Here is a 23,367-nt window from a genome sequence, read left to right on the forward strand (position 1 = left end):
TCGCGGGAGCGTGGATTGAAATTACCAGGCTCGACCACACAGCAGAGCCAGTAGCAACGTCGCTCCCTTCGCGGGAGCGTGGATTGAAATTACCAGGCTCGACCACACAGCAGAGCCAGTAGCGTCGCTCCCTTCGCGGGAGCGTGGATTGAAATTAACTCCTTATTGGACTCGCTTGTCTTGTTTTTAGTCGCTCCCTTCGCGGGAGCGTGGATTGAAATTTTGGAAGTGGTGAATTCTTCAGTGATAACTACTGTCGCTCCCTTCGCGGGAGCGTGGATTGAAATGTTAGATTAGGCAGCATCAGTGTAGGTTACGAAGGTCGCTCCCTTCGCGGGAGCGTGGATTGAAATCTAAATACATTTAATACATCTTGAGCACTTGCCATGTCGCTCCCTTCGCGGGAGCGTGGATTGAAATACGTATGGTATAAGGCTCTCTATGTCCATATACGTCGCTCCCTTCGCGGGAGCGTGGATTGAAATAGGAACTCCAGGAGTCTCTGCTGATATCGTGGCTGTCGCTCCCTTCGCGGGAGCGTGGATTGAAATCTTGATAATTTCATCATCGGTACGGCTAGTCCAGTGTCGCTCCCTTCGCGGGAGCGTGGATTGAAATAATCAACGAGCCATCTTCGCCTACTGTAATCTCAGGTCGCTCCCTTCGCGGGAGCGTGGATTGAAATGTAAATAACTATCAACCCTATCGTATGTATAAATGTCGCTCCCTTCGCGGGAGCGTGGATTGAAATTATTGGATGCAGGGCTAGAGCTCTCACAGCGCCGTCGCTCCCTTCGCGGGAGCGTGGATTGAAATGTGGATGGATTGATGGCCAACATGGGGAACATCATCGTCGCTCCCTTCGCGGGAGCGTGGATTGAAATACCTTATCCAAGGCGGCAAACATTGATTGAGTAGCGTCGCTCCCTTCGCGGGAGCGTGGATTGGAATTCAGTTAGCCCATACTCTTATTTGGGCGATGTTGCGTCGTCCTCTTTGCAGAAGTGTTAACGAAGATTGATAATGCGAATGAACTTCCTAGCCTGTCTAAAAATAGATTAAGAAGATTTAATTGGTGCGACTTTATAAAAGTATCAATGTACGGCGTATAGAAAAATTAAGAATAATAAGCTATCTATTTACTAGTAATGTAAACGGATGGCTCTTTTTGTACTTCCACATTAATCCGGAAGTAAGATGATTTTATCTAGACAGCAATCCAAGGTATAATTTAAGTAGATGAAAACGTTTTGATCTAACTTTAGGAGGGAGCCATGAATAAGCGACAGATGCATTTGTTGGATTATTTACTTAAGCAGACCGACTATGTGGCTAGTACCCAGATTGCCCAGTTCTATGGCGTATCGGTCAAGACAATTTATCATGATTTGGCTAAGCTTAATGAGGCCTTAGCACCGCATGGCTTAGCCATCGACAAATCACCTCGTAATGGGGTACGTTTAGACTTAAGTCAAGCTGATGAGGCGAGGTTACGGAGTCTGATTAAGGACTGGCAGCAAGATGCACAGTGGGAAGCGTATGGACCTGACGATCGTGAGCGGCACTTGCTCAAGGCCCTATGTTTGGACTCGAAAGGAGTTGATTTAGAGGATTTAGCAGAACAACTTTATGTGTCCTCTGCGACCCTGAACCGCGACTTGAGCCGTTTGGGGCCTCGCTTCCAAGCTTGTGGGCTGACACTGGTTCGCCAAGATGGCCACTTGCAAGTTCAGGGACGGGAGGCAGCTATCCGTCAATGTCTACGAACTTATTTGCAGGAATGGCTTTATCAGATGGGTGAGCCAATTCAGGACTTAGTGGTCTTTTTCCCAGCAGAAGATATTGCCCTCTGCCAGCAAGCCTTGAATCAGTTAAGTCAGACTTATCAGCATGATTTCACCGAAGATTATTATCTGCTACTCTTGCTAGAATGTTTGATTATACGAAGACGAGGCCAGTTAGGTCAGGTCCTTCAAGTTCGAGCAAAGGAATTGGTCCGCGACCTCAGCCATCTGGAAGTTTACTTTTTCGCTGGGGAGCTCCTGGAGGCAGTGACAGGCCAAGCGCTAGTACAGCTATCAGCGATCGAAATTGAGTCTCTGGCCTATACATTATTGGCAGTGGGTTTTAAGGTCCAAAGCCCCGACTATGAAAGGGAGTTGCGCCAACAGGTCCAGGCTCTGATTCAGCGGGTCTCAGACTTTCTCAATGTAGACCTAAGCCAGGATCAGCACTTGCTAGCAATGCTAGCTAATCATATGTCTTCAATGATTTTCCGCTTACGACATCATATGCATGTTACCAATCCGGCCTTGGATGAGATTAGGAAGCAATATTTAACCTTATTTAATATTATCTGGTTAGTTTTGCGGGATTTTGCTGAACACTATGATATGGAGGTACCGGATGAGGAGTTGGCTTTCTTGGTCATTCATTTTCAGATTGCCCTGGAGAAGGTCCAACGACCTCTAACCATTGTGGTAGTATGCCAACATGGTCTAGCTGCCTCTGAGTTAATTCTAGCCAAGTTGCAGCGGATTTTCAGCCCTTCAGATCGTCTTCTCAATCTAAAATGGCATGAGTTAACGGATATGGATTGGCGTGGTGTGGATTTGGTTATTTCCTCTCTCGACTTAAAGAAAGAGCTTCCGGTACCTGTTCAGCGAGTAAGTCCGATTATGACTCAAGATGAGCTCGAGCAGATTCGCCACCACTACGACCAGTTAACCTCCGGCCATCACCAGATGGTCAAGGCTCTCAGGCGCGAGTCTAGCTTCCATGTGGCTAGCCTAGCGGAGCTAATTAAGACTCCAGACCAAGTCCAGTTGACTGCTAACAACCAAGATCAAGCCTTAGAGCTAGTCTTGGCCCAAGCTAGCCCCCAGAATTTGGCTAATCCGGCCTTTGTCCAATCGGTCTATGAACGAGAGCAAATGGGATCCACTAGCGTCTACACGGGTGTGGCCTTGCCACACAGTGATCCTAAAACGGTGACTCACTCCGAAATCGTCCTAGTCTCGCTAGCCAAGCCAGTTAGCTGGGGTCAGAACCAAGTCAAGCTCATCTTCCTAATTGCAGTAGCAGAAAGAGACATGAAGCTATTTAAGGAGAGTCTGGTTGCCCTCTACGCCCTAATTGAAGACCAAGAATTAATGAACCAACTCAGTCAATGCCAGGATGGAGCCAGCCTCAAGGCTCGTCTATTAGAGGAAGTGAATATCAATGTTAGATGAGAATATCATGCAGTTTCAAGTCAGTGGCCTCAAGACGAGAGAGGAGGTGTTAGCCTATCTAGGCCAAGTCATGGTGGATTGCGGTGTGGTTTATGAATCCTATCCAACAGCAGTCTTAGAACGAGAGAAGATTTTTCCAACGGGCCTCCAGTTTCAGGATTATGGGATTGCCATCCCGCATACGGATGTGGAGCACGTGAAGAAAGCGCAGTTAGCCATCATGACCCTAGACCAACCGGTAGAATTCTACCAGATGGGAACCTCAGATGTGGTCGTACCTGTTCAGGTAGTTTTCATGCTCGCCCTTAAGGAAGCCCACCAGCAACTCACTTTACTGCAAGATTTGGTAGCTCTATTGCAGGATAGTCAAGCTATGGCAGCCATCTGTCAATTGCCTGATCAGCCTGAATCCCAGGGAGTTCTGCGTATGATGCTTGCCCAACACGGAATTTTATAGTCGTTTTTTCCCATTCAAAGGAGGAAGTAAGATGTTAGACTTGTTTAAAAGCTTCGTTGATTTAGGCGCTATTGTCGTCTTACCTATTTTGATTTTTATCTTTGGGGTTGCTTTGGGGACCAAGCCTAAAAAAGCCCTAGTCTCTGGCATTATGGTCGGGATTGGTTTTGTAGGCTTGAACATGGTCGTTGACCTTTTGGGCGGGAGCTTAGGTCCTGCCGCGCAAGCTATGGTGGAACGTTTTGGCTTGAACTTGACTACGATTGACGTGGGCTGGCCAGCCGCCGCAGCTATTTCTTATGGGACCCTCTTAGGGAGTTTATCTATTCCAATTGGGATTGGGATTAACTTGCTCTTGCTCTTCTTAGGCTTAACCAAGACCCTCATGGTGGATATGTGGAACTTCTGGCACGCCGCCTTCGTAGCTTCTTTGGTTTATGCTGTGACCCAAGACTTCTCACTTGGTCTCTATGCGACTGTCACCTATCTGGTTATGATTTACCTCTTGGGGGATATTATTGCGCCAGCTATTAAGAAATTCTATGGTTTTCCAAATATTACCTTCCCTCACGGGACCTCAGCGCCTGGCTTCTTAGTAGCCATCCCTCTTAACTGGATTTTCGACCGGATTCCTGGTTTTAATAAGATTGAAGCCGATCCTGAAACTATCCAAAAACGCTTTGGGATTTTCGGGGAATCCACCGTATTAGGTTTAATCATCGGGATTATCATGGGACTCTTGGCCGGCTATGAAGTAAAAGAAGTCCTGCAATTAGGCGTTAAGATGTCCGCAGTTATGGTTCTCATGCCTCGTATGGTTTCCTTGCTCATGGAAGGGTTGACGCCTATCTCTGAAGCGGCCAATGAGTTTGTACAACGTCGCTTCCCAGGCCGAGAAGTCAATATTGGGATGGACTCTGCTCTATCAGTAGGGCACCCAGCAGTCCTATCATCCTCTCTCTTGTTAGTGCCAATTACTATTCTCTTAGCAGTTATCTTACCAGGTAACCAAACCTTACCATTCGGTGATTTAGCAACCATTCCATTCGTTGTCTGCTTGATGGCAGCCGTCTTCCGAGGCAATATTGTCCGGACGGTTGTAGGTGGGACTATCTATATGGCTAGTATCCTCTATGTAACTTCATGGGCTGCCCCATTAGTTACCAAAGCTGCTCAATCTGCTAACTTCGACTTAGGTGGTAACACCAGTGTGACGGCGATGGCAGAAGGCGGACTCTGGCCAACCTGGCTCTTTATTTTCGCAGGCAATCATATGCCTTGGGTTATCTTAACCCTAGTGCTTCTTGCGTCGCTAGCTGGTCTCTACTATGTCAATAAGGTACGTAAATCCTAGGGAGGAGTAAAAGCTATGAAAAAACTCTTAATTATGTGTGGCTCAGGTATTGCCACTTCTACGGTTGTTGCAGGTAAGGTCAAAGATTGGTTGAAGGCAAATGGTTATAGCGATTCTGTCCAAGTCTTCCAATCCAAGGTGGCCGAAGAGGTTAACCGAATTGATGACTATGATGTTGTGATTTCGACGACAGTGGTGCCAGATTCTATCAAGGACAAGGTGATTATGGGCCTGCCACTCTTAACCGGCATGGGCTTGGATGCCCTTTGGTCAGACCTCAAGTCTCAGTTGGAGGCTTAATCAGAAAAATCCTTATGGACCTTAAGGAGGGAACTTTATGACGGTTGATTTCAAAGGCAAGTTCTTTATCTTTAATCCTAAATCCTATCTCTTCGGGGAGCACTTACTGGAAATGGCGCGGGTAGCCGATCAGTTGGCCTTAGATTACCCAGAAATTGCGGTGGTTTTGACCTGCCCCTATGCAGATCTCTATCGCGTAGCCTCCCAGACTCAACACTTGATTGTTTGTGCCCAGCATATGGATGGCATTGAGCCGGGCAGAGGCATGGGCGCTGTTTTGGCAGACTCGCTCTATGCAGCCGGGGCTCGGGCCACCTTCCTCAATCATGCGGAACATCCATTGAGCTCGGCACAGTTAGTGGCCTCGGTTAATCGAGCCCACGACTTGGGAATAGCGACCATTGTTTGTGCGGACTCTTTAGCCGAAGCACGAGCCTTGAGTCTTTTAGAACCGACGATTATGCTTTGCGAGCCAACCGAGCTGATTGGCACCGGCCAAACCAGTGATGACGATTATATGGCGATGACCAATCAAGCAGTGAAAGCTCTCAGCACCCGTACTTTGATTATGCAGGGCGCGGGCATTATGACGCCTGAGGATGTCTATCGGGCGATTCGCTTCGGTGCCGATGGGACAGGATGTACTAGTGGCATTGTTAAAGCTCCTAATCCAGCCCAAATGCTTAAAGACATGGTGGCTGCAGTGGATCGAGCCATGAAGGAGGGCTAGCTGATGGCAGTTTATAATCAGGAATTTAAGGTAGCTAGTCAAGCTGGACAAGTCTCCTATGTGGATATTACGGGGACGGTCAAGAATGCTGTGGCGATAAGTGGCATTCAATCTGGTATTGTCACCATTGTTACGGCCCACACGACCTGCGCCATTCTCTATGAGGAATACACACATGACGTGGACGAGCATGGCAATGAGTGGTTACATTTGGACCTTAATGATGCGCTAGAGAAGATTCTGCCTCCTCATACTAGCGCTCAAACTTATCGCTATCCGGGGCCACTACATTATGCAGAAGTAGAATCCTGGCCGGATGTTGATGACTGGTTGCCGGGCGGTGATCGTAGCCTGCTATGGAATGGCGATGCCCATCTCAAAGCAACCATCATTGGCGCCAGCGAGATCTTTGCAGTCGTGGATGGCCAAGTGGCGGTTGGACGCACAGGATACTTCTATCTAGCAGACTTTGACCAAACCCGAGAACGAGTGCGTAAGTATCGTGTTGTTGTAATTGGAGAATAGGAAAATTACTGCATAAAAAAGAGACTGGATTTGTTAACATCCAGTCTCTTATTTGATTTCTAAACCCAAGTTTCTTGAGCCAACCACTCTTGATCGACCACAAAAACCTGATCTTGGCCAAATTCAGGAGTCCGCTCAGCCACTTGCTGGTAGAGTGCCTCATCAAAGTCTATTCCCAGCAAGCCGGAAGGAGTGTAGAGGTAGAATAATTTGTCTCCTTCTGGGCTAAGTCCGAAGTAGAGATCAACCAGGTCATTAGGTAGGCTATCGGCTTGTTTTAAGACCTGCTTGACGGCCTCAATGATACGGTCATCATAGCCGGCAGTGAAGATGGCTACCTTCTCCATGAAGTCCAAGGGATTGGTCACTAGGCGGACTTGATAGTCGGCATAGTCAGGACCGTAAGAGGCGACAGTCTCGGGCAATTGCTTGAGGAGTTGAGCGGCTTCCGCCTCATTTGGCTGATAGTGGATTCTCACCTTGCGAACGCGGTCTTCGTAGAGGGTAGGGTAGAGGATGCGTTCCTGCTTTTGACACTTCTGGCAGCTAAAGGTCGCCCAATCGCCAGAGATAATGCGGTCACGCAGAGGGGGCTCCATGTCGCCAGTCACAAGCAAGAGAACTTCGAAGTCTTGGACATGCTGGCAATGAGGGCAGGGCATTTGGACAGTATCACGAACAATCATGAGGACAACTCCTTCGGATTTAGTTTAGCAATATTTCTTTACACCCACTAGTTTACACCTGAATGATGGGGCTTACAAGTGTCGGATTTATTGGAATAATAGGGAAATTTAGCGAGTTTGTTGTAAACGCTGTCTTTTAGAGCTATAATAGATGTGCAATCGAGACTATTTTTAGGAGGACACAAAATGAAGTTATCATCAATCAACCCAGGAGGTGGGCGTTCATGACCCAGACTCTGGCTCAAATTATGGAACGGACTCAATGGTTCCGGCAGGCGCGTTTTGGCATGTTCCTACACTGGGGGCTTTACAGCATTCCCGCCCGGGGTGAGTGGGTCTACAGTCATGACCCAGGAATCGTGGAAAAATATCCTACTTATCTAGATTGCTTCAATCCCGAGGGCTACCAACCTCAGGAATGGGCACGCCAGGCCAAGGCGGCAGGCATGAAGTATATGATTTTGACGGCTAAGCACCACGACGGTTTCTGCCTCTTTGATAGTCAGTGGACGGACTACAAGGCGACTAATACCCCTTGTGGCCGGGACTTGGTAGGGGAATTTGTCGACGCTGCACGTGCTGAAGGGCTCAAGGTTGGCCTCTATTACAGTCTCTTAGACTGGCACCATCCTGACTATCCACATGCAGGCGACCCTTATCATCCCCGTAAGCATGAGGCGGCTGACCCTGGCCAAGATTTCAATCGTTATGTCGATTATATGCACCGCCAGGTTGAAGAGTTAGTGACCCAGTATGGCCGATTGGATATTCTCTGGTTTGACTTTTCTTATGGTCAAATGTGTGGTCAGGCTTGGCGGGCCCAAGAATTGATTGAGCTTGTGCGGGGGCATCAACCTTGGATTTTGATTGATAATCGTCTGGAGACATCTGGCGAGGGCTTTGGTAGTATTGTAACTGAGACCATTAGCGACTATGCCGGAGACTTTGTCAGTCCTGAGCAAGTGGTACCACATGAGGGCATCCGTAACGAAGCCGGAAACTTTGTGCCTTGGGAGCTCTGCTTGACCATGAACAATAACTGGGCCTATCACGCTAGAGACCATCACTATAAGTCATCAGCAACACTCATTCATAAGCTGGTGGAGTGCGTGGCCAAGGAGGGCAACATGCTGCTCAATATCGGGCCAACCGCTCAAGGTCGCTTCCCAGCCGAAAGTCAGGCCATTCTGCGTGATTTTTCTGACTGGATGGATTTACACTCGGAAAGTATCTATGGCTGTGGCTATGCAGACCTGCCAAAACCTGACTGGGGCTACTATACGCGCAAAGGGCAGACCATCTATGCCCATCTCTTCGAGCAGCCGATTGGCCCCCTTTATTTGCCAGGCATTGACCGCGATCAAATCAAGCGGATTTCTTGGTTGAATGATGGCTCAGAGCTCCAGGTTTCGGACAGTTGGAATATCAAGGCCTTTCCAGGCTTGACCTTCGTCCAAATGGGGGAAGTGGAGCATTATACTTATCTCCTACCAAACCAGATTGATGCCGTGCTGAAGATTGAATTGAAGGATTAAATGGACATAGAGGCTAGGTAAAACTGGCCTCTTTTTTATGCGCATATCACTAGCACTGAAGGGCCCTTTTGCGTATACTAGACAGTGGAGATGAGACTAGGTGAAAAATTCCAGAGGGTCTTAGATAGCGTGTGATTTGAAGATAGGGAAGTAGGCGAGTGTGTGATAGTAAGAGCGCAGGAAATGAGCCAGAATGCCAATGGCTTAAGATTTTCAATCTTGGCGTCTGGTAGTAGCGGCAATGTCACCTATGTGGAGTCAGACCGCCAACGACTCTTGGTCGATGCGGGTTTGAGTGGCAAGAAAATAGAATCTTTGATGGCCCAGATTGACCGCAGTCTGGCCGATGTGGATGCCATTTTGGTGACGCATGAACATAAGGACCATATTCATGGGGTAGGAGTTCTATCCCGCAAATATAATCTGCCAGTCTATGCTAATAAGGCAACCTGGCAAGCCATGGATGGGATGCTAGGGGCTATTGACCCTGACAACCGTCGCGAGTTAGAACCAGATCAGTTGGTCACCTTCGGGGACTTGGATGTCTTAACCTATCAAGTTAGCCATGATGCAGCCATGCCTCAATTCTATGCCTTCCAACAGGGAGATAAGCAGTTCGTCATGTTGACGGACTCAGGATATGTCAGTGAAAGACTTCGTAGCCTTCTGCAGAATGCCAACGCCTATCTGATTGAATCTAACCACGAGATTGAAATGTTGCGCTATGGCGCCTATCCTTGGTCGCTTAAGCAACGGATTTTGGGCGATAAGGGCCATTTGTCTAATGAAGATGGCGCCCTGGCCATGGTGGATATGTTAGGGACCAGCACCCAAGATATTTATTTGGGCCACTTGAGTAAGGAAAATAACACCAAGGAATTAGCCCTCTCTACCTGTACAGGTATTCTAGAACAACATGATATTGAAGTCGGTCGTCGGCTCAAGGTTCATATGACCGATCCAGAGCTAGCGACGCCAATTAAGTACCTTTAATCACCTGAATTCAAACCCGCCTTTTGGCGGGTTTTTATCTTATTTAGAGCTAGATAAGAACAAGTATTCTCTAGTCAAGAGGGTGGCATACAACAGCCATAATTTCTGATAATTTATCTATAGTTTTGAGATGGTTATTGTGTAAGCGCAGTCATATAATGGGGGTAAAGCAAGACCAAATATGAAAGGAGTTAGAAGTATGAGCAAGACAAGTGTTTCCCCCCATTGGCAGATGAAGGCAGCCCTAGCCTCTTCCCTGGCCATTGGTTTGTTGTTAGCCGGAGCCCCTCGGGTAGCGGCGGAAGAAGTGGTGACTTCAGATACAGAGGCTTCCTTAGACCAGCTTAGTCCCAAAACCGAGGTCAGCCAGGCTGCCACGCCCCCTAGTGACAGTTCGAGCCTAAGTGAAGACCCAGCCCCAAGCCCTGCTAGCAGTGAGTCAGATCAGACCAGTCAAGCGAGTGCAGAAAGCAACCAAGCAAGCGCTAATCCTGCCCCGGCTCAAGAAGTGCCTGACACACCGCAAAAGCAAGGTGGAGAGGTCAAGCCAAAGGAAGTGAAGTTCCAAACCTGGCAAGAACTCCTAGATTGGCAACCGGGAGCGCGTCAGGACGACGAAATTAACCGGGCCAGTGTCCCCCTAGCTTCACGTTATCAGGGACATGTAGTTAACCCAACGGCTAATCCTGATGCTAAGGTTCAAGCCCTATCGAATATGAATGCTAAGGCAGAAGATCATGCCTCTGTTGGGGGCGAGGAGTTTAAGACCTATGCCTTCGACCACTGGCAATACCTGGATTCCATGGTCTTCTGGGATGGTTTAGTACCAAGCCCTGATGTCATTGATGCTGGCCACCGCAATGGGGTACCAGTCTATGGGACCCTCTTCTTCAACTGGTCCACGAGTCGTGCCGACCGCAAACGGTTCTTGGAGTTCTTGCAAGAAGATCAAGAAGGCTCTAACACCTTCCCGCTCGCGCGCAAGCTGGTTGACGTAGCCAAATACTATGGCTATGATGGCTACTTTATTAACCAAGAAACCACCGGCCATGGCCTCTATGGCAAGGGTGAGAAGATGCGGCAGTTCATGCTCTATGCTAAACAATATGCGGCCGAGCAAAAAGTGAATCTCAAATTTTCTTGGTATGATGCCTTTGATATTAACGGCCAACGTAATCACCAAAATGCCCTAACAGAAGTTAACCGCGATTACATGAAGGCAGAAAAACCACAAGGCCCTGTTCCAGTCGACGAATTCTTCGCCAACTTCAACTGGGGAAAGACATCGGTGGATGAATCGGTCAATAGCGCTAAGGCGGTCAATCGTTCTCAGTATGATGTCTATATGGGCTTTGAATTACAGAAGAACTCTTATAAGACCCAGGTGCCATTCTGGGACTTGCTAGATGACCAAGGCAAGCTTCGGACTTCCTTGGGACTCTTTGCACCGGATTCCATTCTAGGGATTGGGACCACCGGGGAAAGTTACCACCGAGAAGAAAATAACTTTTGGACGGGCTTGCAACAAGACCCAACCAAGCCAAAACCAGAAGCTAGCACTTGGTATGGCTTGTCCGGCTATATCGCTGACAAAACGGCCATTCTAGGCGACCAATTCCACACCAGCTTCAATACGGGTCACGGTAAACGTTGGTATGTAGATGGCCAAGTCTCTAAAGACTCTGAATGGAACTACCGGTCGGTGTCTGGTATTTTACCAACCTGGCGTTGGTGGATTCGCTCTAAGAATGGGGAGGCCGGCCTTAAGGGTGACTACGACTTTGAAGATGCCTATAACGGCGGGAACTCACTTCAATTTTCTGGTCATTTAGGGGCTAAGAATCCAGAAGAAGCCATGCTTTATGCCACCAAATTAGCTGTAGGTGAGACTACGCAGTTGAAGCTAGCCCACAAAGGTGGCCTAGGAAGTCGTGTCCGGGTCGGCTTAGCCACCCAGGCCAACTATAGCGCCGATAGCTTCCATTACTTTGATTTAACGCCAGGCAAAGACTGGCACCAAGATACTTTGGACCTATCTAGCTTGAAGGGCAAGACTATCTATGCCATTAAGTTTGCCTTTGAAAGTGAGACAGATCAAGCTGCTTATCGCTTCAACCTAGGGCAAATCGACCTCTTGAAGACGGCAACAGCCCCTGTGGCCCCAAGCCAAGTCCAAGTAGTATCCAAGCAACTCAGTTCTAGCCGTCAGGCACAAGCCCATCTAGCCTTTACACCAAGTGCCAATGCGGATTACTATGAGGTTTATCAAGAAGTCGCACCTAATAAATGGCATTTACTGACAGGTTCATCTAACCACCATATTTATTTGGCTAAGGTTAGTCGACCACAGGATGCTAGTGGGACGACCCAACGGCTAAAAGTAGTAGCTGTTGGCAAGAATGGCTTGCGGTCTGAAGCTGGCTATGCGACTTTTGACTGGCAAATGACTACGTCTGATACGACCCAACCACAAGAGCAGGCACCTAATATTGTGCCAGGAGCTACTGTGACCTTTGCATCCGGGCCTAGCGATGGTTCTGAGCCAGCCGATGCCATGTTGAACGGGACCATTACCTCTAATGCCGACAAATGGTGTATTCTAGATCCTCAAGGCCATGTCGACATTAGACTCAGCCAAGTCAGAACGGTCCGCCGCTGGGTGGTTGAACATGCTGGGGCTGGTGGCGAGTCTGTCAATGACGGTCTCATGAATACCCGCGACTTTGATCTCTACTACAAGGATATGAACACCGGGGAATGGTTACTGGCTAAATCAATTCGTGGCAACCGCGCTCATGTAACGGATGTGGACCTAGATCGACCAATCACCGCTCAAGAATGGCGTTTGGATGTGGTGACTTCCCATAACGGAACGCCTTGGGGGGCCATTCGTATCTATAACTGGAAGATGTATGAACAAGCTGCTTCCAAAGAATCCACCAACCTGCCAATGGCTAATGTGGCCGCTCAATCTTTGGGAAATGGCTATGTCCAAGTTGGTTTGAACAAGGTGCCTGCCAAGGCCACAGTGAGACTTTATGCTGACCGGGAAGCGACTCAGCTATTAGGGGAAGTAAGGGCTGATCAAGCGGGAGACTACAGTTTCCAACCAGTTCGTTTAGCAGAAGGCAGCCATTTGCTCTACTATAAGACCTGGGAAGAAGGCAAGGAAGCTAGCAACCTATCCGCAGTCTTGGTAGATGCCACTAGCGCTCACCAAAAGATTAAGGCAGTCAGCCTGGAACAAGGCTTAGAGCAAACGGTCTATCATGTCAAGGATGGCTTGAATCTAGCGGGCGGTAAATTGCGGGTTCGTCTAGAAGGAGCCAATGAGGATCAACTCGTTAACCTGACCCACCCTGGGGTGACAGTCAGCGGTTATGACGCGACTAAGCTGGGGGCTCAAGATCTAGTTGTCAGCTACCTGGGCCAAACTCTGGATCAAAAGCTGAGAGTCTACGTGGCTAAGGCCGACTCGAACGATGACAGTAAGGAAATTACCCATCTGGCTATTACGACTCTGCCAAATCAACACTATCGTCCTGGCCAAGACTTGGATTTATCCAAGGGCAGATTCCAAGTAGTGTATTCAGACCAAAGCCACCACACCTATACCTTCCAAGATTCAGGTGTTACAGTCTCTGGTTATGACCCTCAACGATTAGGTGAGCAGAAAGTAACTCTGCACTATCAAGACTTTAGCGTGGACTTCTCCGTCTGGGTGGAAAAAGAAGAAGCTAACTTCGAATATCTCAACCAGAAATTAGCTGAAGTTGAGCGTCTGCTTCCACACTACCGCTATCAATTTGCGACCCCAGAAGAACAGGCGGCCCTTAAGGATAGTGTCAGCAAGGCTCAGGACTTAGTCAAGGCAGCGCAGACCGCTGAGCAAGCTCAGGTAGATGCGGCACTAGCTAATTTGAATAAAGCCCTAGGCAACTTATCGGGCCAGAAAGGACGCGATGAGGCGCGCCTGGTTCTAGGGGCAGTGGCCTCATTAGGTCAGGACTGGGTGGATCGTCTACAAGATCCTGAATTAAAGGACAAACTAAGCAAACAAGTCAGTCAGGCACGGACCTTGATGGACCAAGACTTGGTAAGTCCGTCAGACTTTGCGACAGCTAAGGCGCAACTTGAAGAAAGCATCTTAGCAGCTAAGAAGGTGACGCCAACCGTCTTGCATGACCCAAGTCACGATGTCACCGTCGCCTTCTCAGGGCTGGAGCCAAGTCGGATTACGGGCCTCAAGGTTGGTAAGCTAGGGCCAGAAGACCTGACGGAAGCTGAAAAACAAGCCTTGGCGGGCCGGCAAGCCCTTGTCTACGATATTGAAGGTCAAGACGCTCAAGGCCAGGATGTGGATACCCAATATCCAGCTAAGGTCAGTCTACCATCGCCTCAAGGTCAAAAAGTAGAGCAAGTACTCTTCTTGCCTGAGGACGGGCCAGCACAAAGTTTGCCTTTCCAAGTTCAAGATGGCCGGGTTGTCTTTGAGGGACCACACTTTACCCACTATGCCCTAGTCTTCGCTAAGGCAGAACAAAGTCAAGAACCGACTCAACCAGGACAAAGTGATCCGGTTGGGCCAGAAGACCAAACACAAGCAAGCCAAGCTAGACCTGCTGGTGACAAGGTGTTAGCAGCGGCTAGCCATGAGGACCGCCTACCCGAAACGGGTGAGAGCCCATCTGGCTTTGTCCTAGGTGGACTGGTCCTATCCTTCTTAGGAATCTTAGGACTCCGTCCTAAACGTGAAAGAGAGTAAGAAGGCAAAACTGCCCCTTAGGGGCAGTTTTTTGTGGGGAAATGATAACAAGTTTGGGGTGTGTGGGTTCCTGACCAAGGGACTTATGCTATAATAGAAAAGAAGGAAGCGCATCCAGGTGTCTCGGCCTGGTTATGCGCTGAAGGGGGATAGCCATGTTAATCAGTAATTTTTTTGAAGACCTGAGTCTTCAGTCTGTGGGTCAAATGCCGCAGGCGGCCTACTTCATTCCCTATGGGGATTTAGAAGAGGCCAAGCAAGCCAAGAGACGGCAGGAATCGTCTCGTTTTGTTGACTTGAATGGGGACTGGGATTTCCATTATTTTGATAATGTCCGTTTGATTGAATCGCCCTACTGGTTGACGACTCACCAAGAGGACTTGGATTGGACTACGATGCCGGTGCCTAGTTGTTGGCAGTATCAGGGATACGATCACTTTCAATATACCAATACGGAATATCCTATTCCATTTAATCCGCCTTATGTGCCTTATGCCAATCCTGCCGGGCTTTATAAACGAAGCTTTGAGATTAGGGATTTAGCAGACCTGCCTGGGACAGAACTGGTGCTAGAAGGAGTAGACTCAGCTGCTTATGTTTGGGTCAATGATCACTTTGTCGGTTATGGGCAAATTTCGCACAGCCTGCAAGCCTATGATTTAACGCCCTATATCAAGGAGGGGCAGAACCAGCTAGCAGTGCTAGTTCTTAAATGGTGTGATGGGACTTATCTGGAAGACCAGGACAAATTCCGCATGAGTGGTATTTTCCGCGATGTCTATCTGAGACGGCGGTCTGCTCAGGGACTAGTTGATTTTCATCTGCGTTCCCAAGTAGCGCCAGATGGCCAGTCGGCCCAGTTGGAATGGTCTTGGTCCCTTAATCAGACAGGGGGGAGCTGGTCCTATCGCTTGGAAGATGCGGAGGGGCAGCTAGTCTTGGAGGAGACCAATCTACCACTGGATTCTAGCCAGCAGATCTTGACCTTGTCCCTTGAAGAGCCTCATCTCTGGTCGGCTGAAAAACCATATCTATACACGCTCTACTGGTCGGTGGCAGGCGAGATCTATAAACAAGCCATTGGTCTGCGAGAGTTAGCCGTGGACAAAGACGGCCTCTACTGTAACCATCAGGCTATCCGACTCATAGGTGTCAACCACCACGATTCCTGGCCGGATACGGGAGCGACTGTGACCTTGGAACGCCAAGTTCAGGACTTGATGCTCATCAAGCACCATAACTTCAATGCCATTCGGACGGCTCATTATCCAAAGTCACCAGAATTCTATGAGCTATGCGATCGCTTGGGCTTTTATGTGGTCAGTGAGGCCGACATAGAGTGTCATGGGGTGGTAGACCTATACGGGCGTGGCTATAGTCGCAACTTTAACCAGATAGCGGAGGATCCTGAGTGGCAAGAGGCTCTAGTAACCCGTATGGCAGCCAATGTCTTGCCACTGCGGAACTTTTCTTCCATTATCATGTGGTCGGCGGGCAATGAATCAGGTTTTGGCGTCAATTTCGAAGTCCTGCTAGCTCAAGCCAAGTCTTGGGATCCGACGCGGATTCTGCATTATGAAGGGTATTATTTCCGCGACCCAGCTAAGGCGCACAATAAGCAGCATGTGGAAGTCTACAGCCGGATGTATCCCTCTATTGAAGAAATCGAGACTCTCTACTTTAGCGAGGGGGGCCAATATGCACCACTTGATCGGCCACTCATGCTCTGCGAGTATGCCCATGCCATGGGCAATGGACCGGGTGGTCTGGAAGATTATCATGACTGCATGCAGCGTCATCCTCAATTGATTGGCCTCTTCGTCTGGGAATGGTGTGACCATGCCATCGCGGTGCCACAAGCAGGACAGGCAGAACCTGCCTACCGTTACGGGGGCGACTTTGGTGACTATCCGCACTTCGGCAACTTCTGTATGGATGGCTTGGTCTATCCGGATCGGACCTTGCATACGGGTCTCTTAGAGCACAAACAGGTCTTCCGGCCAGTCCGCTTAATAGACTTTGATTTAAAAGCCCATCGAGCTTGCTTCCGTAATGACTATGCCTTTTTGAATTTGGCAGAGGCCCTCTACTTGCGAGTGGAAGCCTATAATCGGGATGGCTTGCTCTTAACTAGTCAAGACTGTGCAACTTGGCAGGCTGAGCCAGGCCAAACTACTTGGGTCGACTTAACTTGCTGTGGGGACCTAGCTAGTGTGGCCAGCGTCCGCTTTGTCTATTTGGGCATTGAAAATGAAGGGGAATGTGGTTTCGACCAGGTAAGCTTGGCAGCCTATGAAGTCCCTAGCCTGAGCCAAGCGCCACAAGTCGTTAGTGGCCAGGAAGACCTGGCCAGTTATCAGTTGACCTGGGGCGACTTAGTCTTGACCTTTGATAAGGGCAGTCTGGCGCCAAGTCAAATTAGTTATGCCGGTCAGGAACTGCTCAAGCAAGCCGCCTTCTGGCAAATTTGGCGGGCTCCGACAGATAATGATCGTCATGTTCGTAAGGAATGGGAAGCGGCCAATTATCATTACAGTCAGCTTTGGATTCGAGACAGTCACCTAGAAGTTCAAGCAGATGGCGTTAGCCTACATTTCTCAGGCGCTATGACGGCGCTGGCGCGGCAGAATCCATTGAGCCTGACAGGGGCTTGGAAACTGGCTAAGGATGGCCAGTTAAGTTTGGAAGTCCAAGCTAACTTAGATAGTCAAATGCCTTTCTTGCCACGCTTTGGCCTTTGCCTGCCATTGGTGGATGCCCAGACGGTTCATTATCTGGGGCAGGGACCTTTTGAAAATTATGCCGATAAGCAGGCTGCTAGCTACCGGGCCCAATTCAGTTTGGATGCCGGAGATTTCTATGAGCCTTACATTAAGCCGCAAGAAAATGGCAACCGTAGCCAGGTGTTATGGCTAGAAGTTGTCCAAGCGCCGGTTCTCTGGCAGGTTCAAGATCAGACTCCTGCTAGTTCGGGGCTTAACTTCAGTCTATCGCCTTATAGTGCGCAGACCTTGAGCCAGACTAGCCACCGCGATCAATTGCCAGAGCCATCAGGTTATTATCTCAACCTGGATTTAGCTCAAAGTGGTCTAGGGACCAATTCTTGTGGTCCTGCCTTACCAGATGTCTATCGCATCACAGGACCTAGCTTGTCCTGTTACTGGACCATGGCCTGGCGCCCCCTGGACAACTAAGCCTCAAACAAGAAATCCAGGGCTCTTGTCCCTGGATTTTATAAAAATAAGGCTAAGTTCTTTACTTAGCCTTTTATATTTATTCAAAGTCTTTGACCATGGCCTTGTAGAAATCATGGTTGTAAATCACGAAGAGATCGTACTGTGGTTTGTCAGGCTTTTTCTCGTCCTGACCGATGCGGTGGCCACTTAGGATAAGGCCGAAATCCTTAGTCTCGACAAAGACCTTATCGACAGGTGAGGGTTCCCGATTAAGCAATCGCTCCATTTGGGCTTCAGGTTTGACCCCTAGACCTGCCATGCGTTGTCGGATGCTATCGGCATCTAGCTTAGCCATAGCAAAGGCTAGCACCTTGTTATCGGGAGTTGATAGGAGCACTGCTTCAGGACCGAAGCGGTGGATGGTGTACTTAAAGTCGGTATTAGCTAGTTGAGATTCTTTGCTATCTGTTACTTCCCATTTGAAGAGTTGAGCGAGATTGTCAAGGGTCTTCTTAGCATCCTTGAGGTCCAGGGCTTCCTTCAACTTAGGAGTCAACTCGTTGCTAGCAGCTTCTAGGCTTTCGTAAGAAGTTTGACTTGAGCCAGACTGGCTAGACTCAGATGACGATTGGGCCAGTACGGGGCTAGTCGTTAAGACCAGACCGGCTGCTAATAGGCTAAGTTTCTTGAATAGAGACATATACTTCCTCCTTGACTTACTTGTCTGAGATGGCATCTTCAAAACGAAGACTTGGTTTGACTTGCATCAGATAGCGGAAGAGTTCAATGAGATTGTCGTATTTTTGCTGACTGACAGTCCCCATATCTAAAGAATTCATTTCCTGATCGCCTTCTCTCATGTAGAGGAAGAAGAGGTGGTTGGATGAGACATGTGGGCCGTCTTTCATGCGTTCAATCTTTACACCGATTAGGCTTAACTCTTCGATTTGGTAGTCAATGAAGCCGTTTTTGATATAGAAGAGGGTATCGCGGTAGACATAGAATTGGTTGAGTGGGTCCACAAAGCTAGCTTGCTCCGTCAGCAAGGAGAGGTTGTCACGCAATTCAGGGTAGCGTTGGTAGGTCGCTTCGTAGCGTGCCTTGGTTTCCCGTCTGATTTTGAAAGCCAGGAAAATGAAGCTGATGCCCATAGGGATAAAGAGTAGGCCAAAGATACTAGATATGATAATGCCGACCTGATCCTGTTTATTGATTGCACTCGGGATATTGAGAACAGCCCAAAGACCCATGAGGATGAAGAAAATCCCGAATGGTAAGGCTGTGAACATCGCATGATTATTATTCTGTTTCATTGAAAAACCTCCTAAGATAGTCTTTGCCTTATTATAGCATAAGGTTAGGTTTCTTGTCTTTGATTGCCAATCCAAAAAAGAGGCTGAGACACTTGTCTCAGCCTTTAGCCTTTGGCTCTGAAGCAGAGCTAGTAGAAGTCTTGTAGAAAGGCACAATTTGGTCCTGCCCCGGGTACTTAATCCAGACGGGGGCTTCGTATACGATGGCACCTGCAGGCACATCTTGCTTGATGACGACATTACAGCCGATTTTGGCTCCTTGGCCGATGGTGACATTACCCAGAATCTTGGTGCCCGCTCCAATCAGGACATGGTCTTCAAGCGTTGGGTGGCGCTTGACGGGGTCTAACTTGGTTCCGCCGAGGGTCACGCCCTGATAGAGGGTGACATCCTTGCCAACTATGGCTGTCTCGCCAATGACGATGCCCATGCCATGGTCCATAAAGAGGCCAGGGCCAATTTGAGCGCCAGGATGAATTTCAATCCCGGTCACGCGACGGGCGCGTTTGGCTAAGAGTCTAGCCAGAAGTGGATGGCCTTTGACATAGAGCGCATGGGCAATGTAGTGGTAGTTGAGAGCCTTAATATGTGGATAGGTCCAGAAGACCATCCAAGGCGACTTGGCAGCAGGGTCAAGGGCCATGACGCGTTGAATATTATAGGAAAGTCGTTGCCAGAAAGACATTAAACTTGGACGTAGTTCCCACCTTCAAAGTCCAAGACGGAGAGATATTTCTCTACGCCATCAGGTAAGATGGTCACAATTTTTTTGTCAGGATATTGGGCAGCTAGTTTCTTAGCCCCGGCCAAGGCTGCACCAGACGAAATACCGACCCCAATACCAGTCGTCCGGATAAAGTCTTTGGCTTCAGCGAAGGCTTCGTCATTGCTGATAGTCAGGACTTGGTTGGCTAATTCAGGTTTGAAGTTACCTGGCAGGAAGCCAGTCCCAATCCCTTGAATCTTATGGGCGCCGGCCCGGCCTTGGCTGATAACAGGTGAATCTTCTGGTTCTAAGGCCACTGCTAGGACACCTGGTTTGTGTTCATTTAAGTATTCTACAACCCCTGTGAAGGTACCACCAGTCCCAATCCCTGCGACAAAAATATCTAGGTCTGGCACTTGTTCTAGGATTTCCTTACCTGTTGTTTGGTGGTGGTAAGCTGGGTTTGCTGGGTTATCAAATTGGCTCAAAATAATAGCGTTTGGATAACGGCTCTTAATTTCTTCTGCCTTAGCGATGGCAGCCTTCATGCCGCCCTCTTTTGGAGTCAAGACGAGTTGCGCCCCGTAGGCTTTGATAAGTTGGCGACGCTCCACGCTAAAGCTTTCAGGCATGATGACAACTGCCTTGAGACCCAAGACAGAGGCCAGAAGGGCGACTGCAATCCCAGTGTTACCAGAACTTGGCTCAACAAAGATAGTTTCAGGCGTGACTGCACCTGCTGCTTGAGCTGCTTGAATCATACCCAGAACGGCACGATCTTTGACGCTGCCACCCAAGTTGTACTTCTCGAGTTTGACATAGATATTGCTATTGTCTAATTGATAGACAGGGGTATTACCGATAAATTCTAATGAGGTTTGGGACATATAGTTCAACTCCTTCATATTTGGCTATCATCAGCCGACTTATTGTTGATTAGTATAACACAGTTTGGTATGTCTGGCGCGGGTTTAGGGCTATTTGGGCTATCTTAATTTCATATAACCAGCTATAGTTTTTGACTTGAAAGGTGAGTTTAGTCTCAGGATTTGTTATAATAGGAGTTGAGATTTTGAAGATGGAGGTTGGGCATGTGACGGCGCTAGACACGTTGATTAAAGGCTTAAATTCAAAACAAAGAGAGGCGGTTCTGACCACGGAAGGGCCTGTCCTCATCGCAGCCGGAGCAGGGAGTGGTAAGACGCGGGTTTTAACTCATCGCATCGCCTACCTGATTCAGGAGCGGCAAGTCAATCCCTGGAATATCCTGGCCATTACCTTCACCAATAAAGCAGCAGCCGAGATGAGAGAACGGGTCCAAGGTCTAGTGGGGGAAGAGGCTTCTTCTATTTGGGTGGCTACCTTCCACGCCATGTGTGCCCGTATTCTGCGTCGGGAAATTGAGACGCTGGGCTATGCCAAGAACTTTACCATTATTGACCAGGGCGAGCAGCAGACCCTGATGAAGCAGGTCTTGCGGGACTTGAACTTGGACAGTGACCAGTATAACTACAAGGACTTGCTCTGGGTCATCGATGCGGCTAAGAACCAAGGCTATTTGCCGGATGATTTCCTAGCTTCTGATAGTGGCTATATTCATGAGATTCATGCCAATATCTACCGTAATTATCAGAAGCGACTTAAGGCCGCCGATGCTCTGGACTTTAATGACCTGATTTTGCTGACCGTGCGACTACTCGAGCAGAATCCGACCGTTCGCCAGTTCTATCAGCAGAAATTCCAATATATCCATGTAGATGAGTACCAAGATACCAACCATAGTCAATACCGCCTGGTTCAGCTCCTGGCGGGTTTGCTTAAGAATATTTGCGTGGTGGGGGATGCCGACCAATCTATCTATGGTTGGCGTGGAGCCAACATGGCTAATATCCTTAACTTCGAGCAGGACTACCCTCAAGCTAAGGTAATCTTGCTAGAACAGAATTACCGTTCAACTCAAACTATTCTTAAGGCCGCTAACAGTGTGATTGAAAATAACCTCCAGCGTAAGGATAAGCAGCTCTGGAGTGATGGCCAAGTAGGGGAAAAGATTCAAATCTACTCTGCCGATAGTGATTTGGAAGAAGCTGATTTTGTTACGCGAACCATTCGGCATTTGCGGGACCAAGAAGGTGCCAACTATAGCCAAGTGGCTGTGCTCTATCGGACTCAGGCCCAATCACGGGGGCTAGAAGAAGCCCTCTTGCGGTCCAATATGCCCTACAAGGTAGTGGGGGGACTTAAGTTCTATGCCCGCAAGGAAATACAGGACACCCTGGCTTATTTGCGGCTCTTGGACAATCCACATGACAACCTCAGCCTTAACCGGATTATTAATGTGCCTAAGCGGGGAATTGGGGCGACAACCGTGGCCAAGTTGGCTGAATTCGCGGATTCTCTCGGGGTCTCCTGGTTTGAGGCCATTGGGCGCCTGCATTTCTCCAATTTCTCAGCCAGTGTTCAGAAAAAGCTGCTGGACTTTGCCCAGCTGATTGAGACCCTGCGCCAGCAAGTACCTTTCTTACCACTCCGGGATTTAACGGAAGAAGTTTGGGATAAGACGGGTTACCTTAAGTCTCTCAAGGAAGAAGGGACGGTCGAGGCGGCCAACCGCTTGGAAAACTTGGAAGAATTTGCTTCAGTCGTCACCCAGTTCGACCAAACGGAGCGGGAGGCGATCTTGGAACAAGATCCTGATTATTTGGCCCAGACCCAGGGTCAGGAAGAAGTAGCCTTGGCGCCACTGACGCAATTTTTAACCGATGTCTCCCTCATGACCGATGCAGACAATCAAGAAGAAACCTTAGATCAGGTGACTCTCATGACCCTGCATGCAGCCAAGGGTTTGGAATTTCCTTATGTCTTTATGGTGGGCATGGAAGAGGGGCTTTTCCCACTGCGTCGCGCTAGTGAGAATCCTGACGAGCTAGAAGAAGAGCGACGTCTGGCCTATGTGGGCATGACCCGGGCTGAACGCGCCCTCTATCTGACTGCTAGCAAGCGACGCCTGCAATATGGCCGAACCGTGACCAATCCACCTAGCCGTTTTTTGGATGAAATCCAACCTGATTTGGTAGAGTGGCTAGGGTCAGGCCGTCAGTCAAGCGCCTATGGCCAAAGTAGCTGGCAGCAGACTTGGTCTGACAACTCTTCTTGGACGGGCTTGCATCATCAGCCAACCGCCAATGTCGCCCCTAGTCGGACCATTGGCAAGAAAGAATCAGGAGACCGTCGACTTAAGAATCAAGCGGCCCTCCGTCAAAAGGGGTCAGTAGCCGGGACTAGCCCTGCTACAAGTGGAGCAGGCCAGACCTGGCAGGTCGGCGATAAGGTCATCCACAAGACTTTCGGCCAGGGCACCATCGTCAAGGTGGCTAAGGCTGGCAAAGACCAACTACTGAGCGTGGCCTTCGCCTCGCAAGGCATCAAGGATTTGATGGCAGCCTATGCCCCATTGACTAAGGCAAGTGAATAGAATAAGCCAAGCTGAGACTTAAGTCTCAGCTTTTTTGTATGACTTAGGTGTTCGATAATGGTCGCCTCGGGAGGGCATATTGCACTTTTGTAAAAAGTTCGCATTTTCCGAGAAAAATT

The 23,367-nt window shown here is 48.9% G+C and carries 16 protein-coding genes and 1 CRISPR repeat array; of the genes, 11 read left to right on the forward strand and 5 right to left on the reverse strand.

The window, feature by feature from the left end:
• Nucleotides 1–58 precede the first annotated feature (58 nt).
• Nucleotides 59–951: direct repeats of the CRISPR family, unit length 32 nt; unit sequence GTCGCTCCCTTCGCGGGAGCGTGGATTGAAAT.
• A gap of 323 nt (nt 952–1,274) precedes the next feature.
• From RWO08_RS08795 to RWO08_RS08820, 6 genes are read left to right on the forward strand one after another with little or no spacing between them, the layout of a single operon-like run.
• Nucleotides 1,275–3,233: a BglG family transcription antiterminator gene (locus RWO08_RS08795; RefSeq protein ID WP_314211836.1), complete on the forward strand. Its 1,959-nt coding sequence runs from the start codon at nt 1,275–1,277 to the stop codon at nt 3,231–3,233.
• Nucleotides 3,223–3,690 carry a PTS sugar transporter subunit IIA gene (locus tag RWO08_RS08800; protein WP_314211837.1) on the forward strand — a complete coding sequence of 156 codons (468 nt, stop codon included), beginning with the start codon at nt 3,223–3,225 and terminating at the stop codon, nt 3,688–3,690. Before RWO08_RS08795 ends, RWO08_RS08800 begins: the two co-directional genes overlap by 11 nt.
• A gap of 31 nt (nt 3,691–3,721) precedes the next feature.
• Complete coding sequence (locus RWO08_RS08805; protein WP_314211838.1) at nt 3,722–5,044, forward strand: PTS transporter subunit IIC; 1,323 nt, start codon at nt 3,722–3,724, stop codon at nt 5,042–5,044.
• 15 nt (nt 5,045–5,059) lie between these two features.
• Nucleotides 5,060–5,344: a PTS sugar transporter subunit IIB gene (locus RWO08_RS08810; protein ID WP_023391217.1), complete on the forward strand. Its 285-nt coding sequence runs from the start codon at nt 5,060–5,062 to the stop codon at nt 5,342–5,344.
• A 37-nt stretch (nt 5,345–5,381) separates the two neighbouring features.
• On the forward strand, nt 5,382–6,074 hold the full coding sequence (locus tag RWO08_RS08815; protein WP_314211839.1) for a triose-phosphate isomerase: 693 nt from the start codon (nt 5,382–5,384) through the stop codon (nt 6,072–6,074).
• Between the two features lie 3 nt (nt 6,075–6,077).
• Nucleotides 6,078–6,599 carry a YjbQ family protein gene (locus RWO08_RS08820; RefSeq protein WP_314211840.1) on the forward strand — a complete coding sequence of 174 codons (522 nt, stop codon included), beginning with the start codon at nt 6,078–6,080 and terminating at the stop codon, nt 6,597–6,599.
• Between the two features lie 59 nt (nt 6,600–6,658).
• Here the strand turns inward: RWO08_RS08820 and RWO08_RS08825 are convergent, their stop codons facing one another.
• The gene (locus RWO08_RS08825; RefSeq protein WP_291430153.1) at nt 6,659–7,285 is read right to left on the reverse strand and encodes a CpXC domain-containing protein; all 627 of its coding nucleotides are present in this window, start codon (nt 7,283–7,285) and stop codon (nt 6,659–6,661) included.
• 224 nt (nt 7,286–7,509) lie between these two features.
• Between RWO08_RS08825 and RWO08_RS08830 the strand changes: the two genes are divergently transcribed.
• From RWO08_RS08830 to RWO08_RS08845, 4 genes are all read left to right on the forward strand, one after another.
• Complete coding sequence (locus RWO08_RS08830) at nt 7,510–8,820, forward strand: alpha-L-fucosidase (protein WP_314211841.1); 1,311 nt, start codon at nt 7,510–7,512, stop codon at nt 8,818–8,820.
• Between the two features lie 183 nt (nt 8,821–9,003).
• Complete coding sequence (locus tag RWO08_RS08835; protein ID WP_314211851.1) at nt 9,004–9,813, forward strand: MBL fold metallo-hydrolase; 810 nt, start codon at nt 9,004–9,006, stop codon at nt 9,811–9,813.
• 199 nt (nt 9,814–10,012) lie between these two features.
• Nucleotides 10,013–14,578: an endo-beta-N-acetylglucosaminidase gene (locus RWO08_RS08840; protein ID WP_314211842.1), complete on the forward strand. Its 4,566-nt coding sequence runs from the start codon at nt 10,013–10,015 to the stop codon at nt 14,576–14,578.
• Nucleotides 14,579–14,733: 155 nt separating this feature from the next.
• Nucleotides 14,734–17,772 carry a glycoside hydrolase family 2 TIM barrel-domain containing protein gene (locus RWO08_RS08845; protein WP_314211843.1) on the forward strand — a complete coding sequence of 1,013 codons (3,039 nt, stop codon included), beginning with the start codon at nt 14,734–14,736 and terminating at the stop codon, nt 17,770–17,772.
• A gap of 79 nt (nt 17,773–17,851) precedes the next feature.
• On the opposite strand, the gene RWO08_RS08850 is transcribed toward RWO08_RS08845, so the two are convergent.
• From RWO08_RS08850 to RWO08_RS08865, 4 genes are all read right to left on the reverse strand, one after another.
• Complete coding sequence (locus RWO08_RS08850; protein ID WP_314211844.1) at nt 17,852–18,454, reverse strand: hypothetical protein; 603 nt, start codon at nt 18,452–18,454, stop codon at nt 17,852–17,854.
• A 16-nt stretch (nt 18,455–18,470) separates the two neighbouring features.
• Nucleotides 18,471–19,067, reverse strand: a complete 597-nt coding sequence (locus RWO08_RS08855; protein WP_314211845.1) for a hypothetical protein — start codon at nt 19,065–19,067, stop codon at nt 18,471–18,473.
• A gap of 97 nt (nt 19,068–19,164) precedes the next feature.
• Nucleotides 19,165–19,752, reverse strand: coding sequence for a serine O-acetyltransferase EpsC (gene epsC / locus RWO08_RS08860; protein WP_070756490.1), 588 nt, complete (start codon nt 19,750–19,752; stop codon nt 19,165–19,167).
• Complete coding sequence (locus tag RWO08_RS08865; protein ID WP_035363955.1) at nt 19,752–20,660, reverse strand: PLP-dependent cysteine synthase family protein; 909 nt, start codon at nt 20,658–20,660, stop codon at nt 19,752–19,754. The genes epsC and RWO08_RS08865 overlap by 1 nt, the downstream gene beginning before the upstream one ends.
• A gap of 191 nt (nt 20,661–20,851) precedes the next feature.
• Between RWO08_RS08865 and pcrA the strand changes: the two genes are divergently transcribed.
• Nucleotides 20,852–23,248, forward strand: a complete 2,397-nt coding sequence (gene pcrA / locus RWO08_RS08870; RefSeq protein ID WP_314211852.1) for a DNA helicase PcrA — start codon at nt 20,852–20,854, stop codon at nt 23,246–23,248.
• Nucleotides 23,249–23,367 lie beyond the last annotated feature (119 nt).

The sequence above is a fragment of the uncultured Abiotrophia sp. genome, from assembly GCF_963520105.1.
Lineage (GTDB): Bacteria > Bacillota > Bacilli > Lactobacillales > Aerococcaceae > Abiotrophia.

Coding starts and splice junctions, on each gene's coding strand:
- RWO08_RS08830 (WP_314211841.1), top strand. CDS start 7,510: ATGACCCAGACTCTGGCTCAAATTATGGAACGGACTCAATGGTTCCGG.
- RWO08_RS08805 (WP_314211838.1), top strand. CDS start 3,722: ATGTTAGACTTGTTTAAAAGCTTCGTTGATTTAGGCGCTATTGTCGTC.
- RWO08_RS08845 (WP_314211843.1), top strand. CDS start 14,734: ATGTTAATCAGTAATTTTTTTGAAGACCTGAGTCTTCAGTCTGTGGGT.
- RWO08_RS08835 (WP_314211851.1), top strand. CDS start 9,004: ATGAGCCAGAATGCCAATGGCTTAAGATTTTCAATCTTGGCGTCTGGT.
- RWO08_RS08810 (WP_023391217.1), top strand. CDS start 5,060: ATGAAAAAACTCTTAATTATGTGTGGCTCAGGTATTGCCACTTCTACG.
- RWO08_RS08855 (WP_314211845.1), bottom strand. CDS start 19,067: ATGAAACAGAATAATAATCATGCGATGTTCACAGCCTTACCATTCGGG.
- RWO08_RS08815 (WP_314211839.1), top strand. CDS start 5,382: ATGACGGTTGATTTCAAAGGCAAGTTCTTTATCTTTAATCCTAAATCC.
- epsC (WP_070756490.1), bottom strand. CDS start 19,752: ATGTCTTTCTGGCAACGACTTTCCTATAATATTCAACGCGTCATGGCC.
- RWO08_RS08850 (WP_314211844.1), bottom strand. CDS start 18,454: ATGTCTCTATTCAAGAAACTTAGCCTATTAGCAGCCGGTCTGGTCTTA.
- pcrA (WP_314211852.1), top strand. CDS start 20,852: ATGGAGGTTGGGCATGTGACGGCGCTAGACACGTTGATTAAAGGCTTA.
- RWO08_RS08800 (WP_314211837.1), top strand. CDS start 3,223: ATGTTAGATGAGAATATCATGCAGTTTCAAGTCAGTGGCCTCAAGACG.
- RWO08_RS08865 (WP_035363955.1), bottom strand. CDS start 20,660: ATGTCCCAAACCTCATTAGAATTTATCGGTAATACCCCTGTCTATCAA.
- RWO08_RS08840 (WP_314211842.1), top strand. CDS start 10,013: ATGAGCAAGACAAGTGTTTCCCCCCATTGGCAGATGAAGGCAGCCCTA.
- RWO08_RS08825 (WP_291430153.1), bottom strand. CDS start 7,285: ATGATTGTTCGTGATACTGTCCAAATGCCCTGCCCTCATTGCCAGCAT.
- RWO08_RS08820 (WP_314211840.1), top strand. CDS start 6,078: ATGGCAGTTTATAATCAGGAATTTAAGGTAGCTAGTCAAGCTGGACAA.
- RWO08_RS08795 (WP_314211836.1), top strand. CDS start 1,275: ATGAATAAGCGACAGATGCATTTGTTGGATTATTTACTTAAGCAGACC.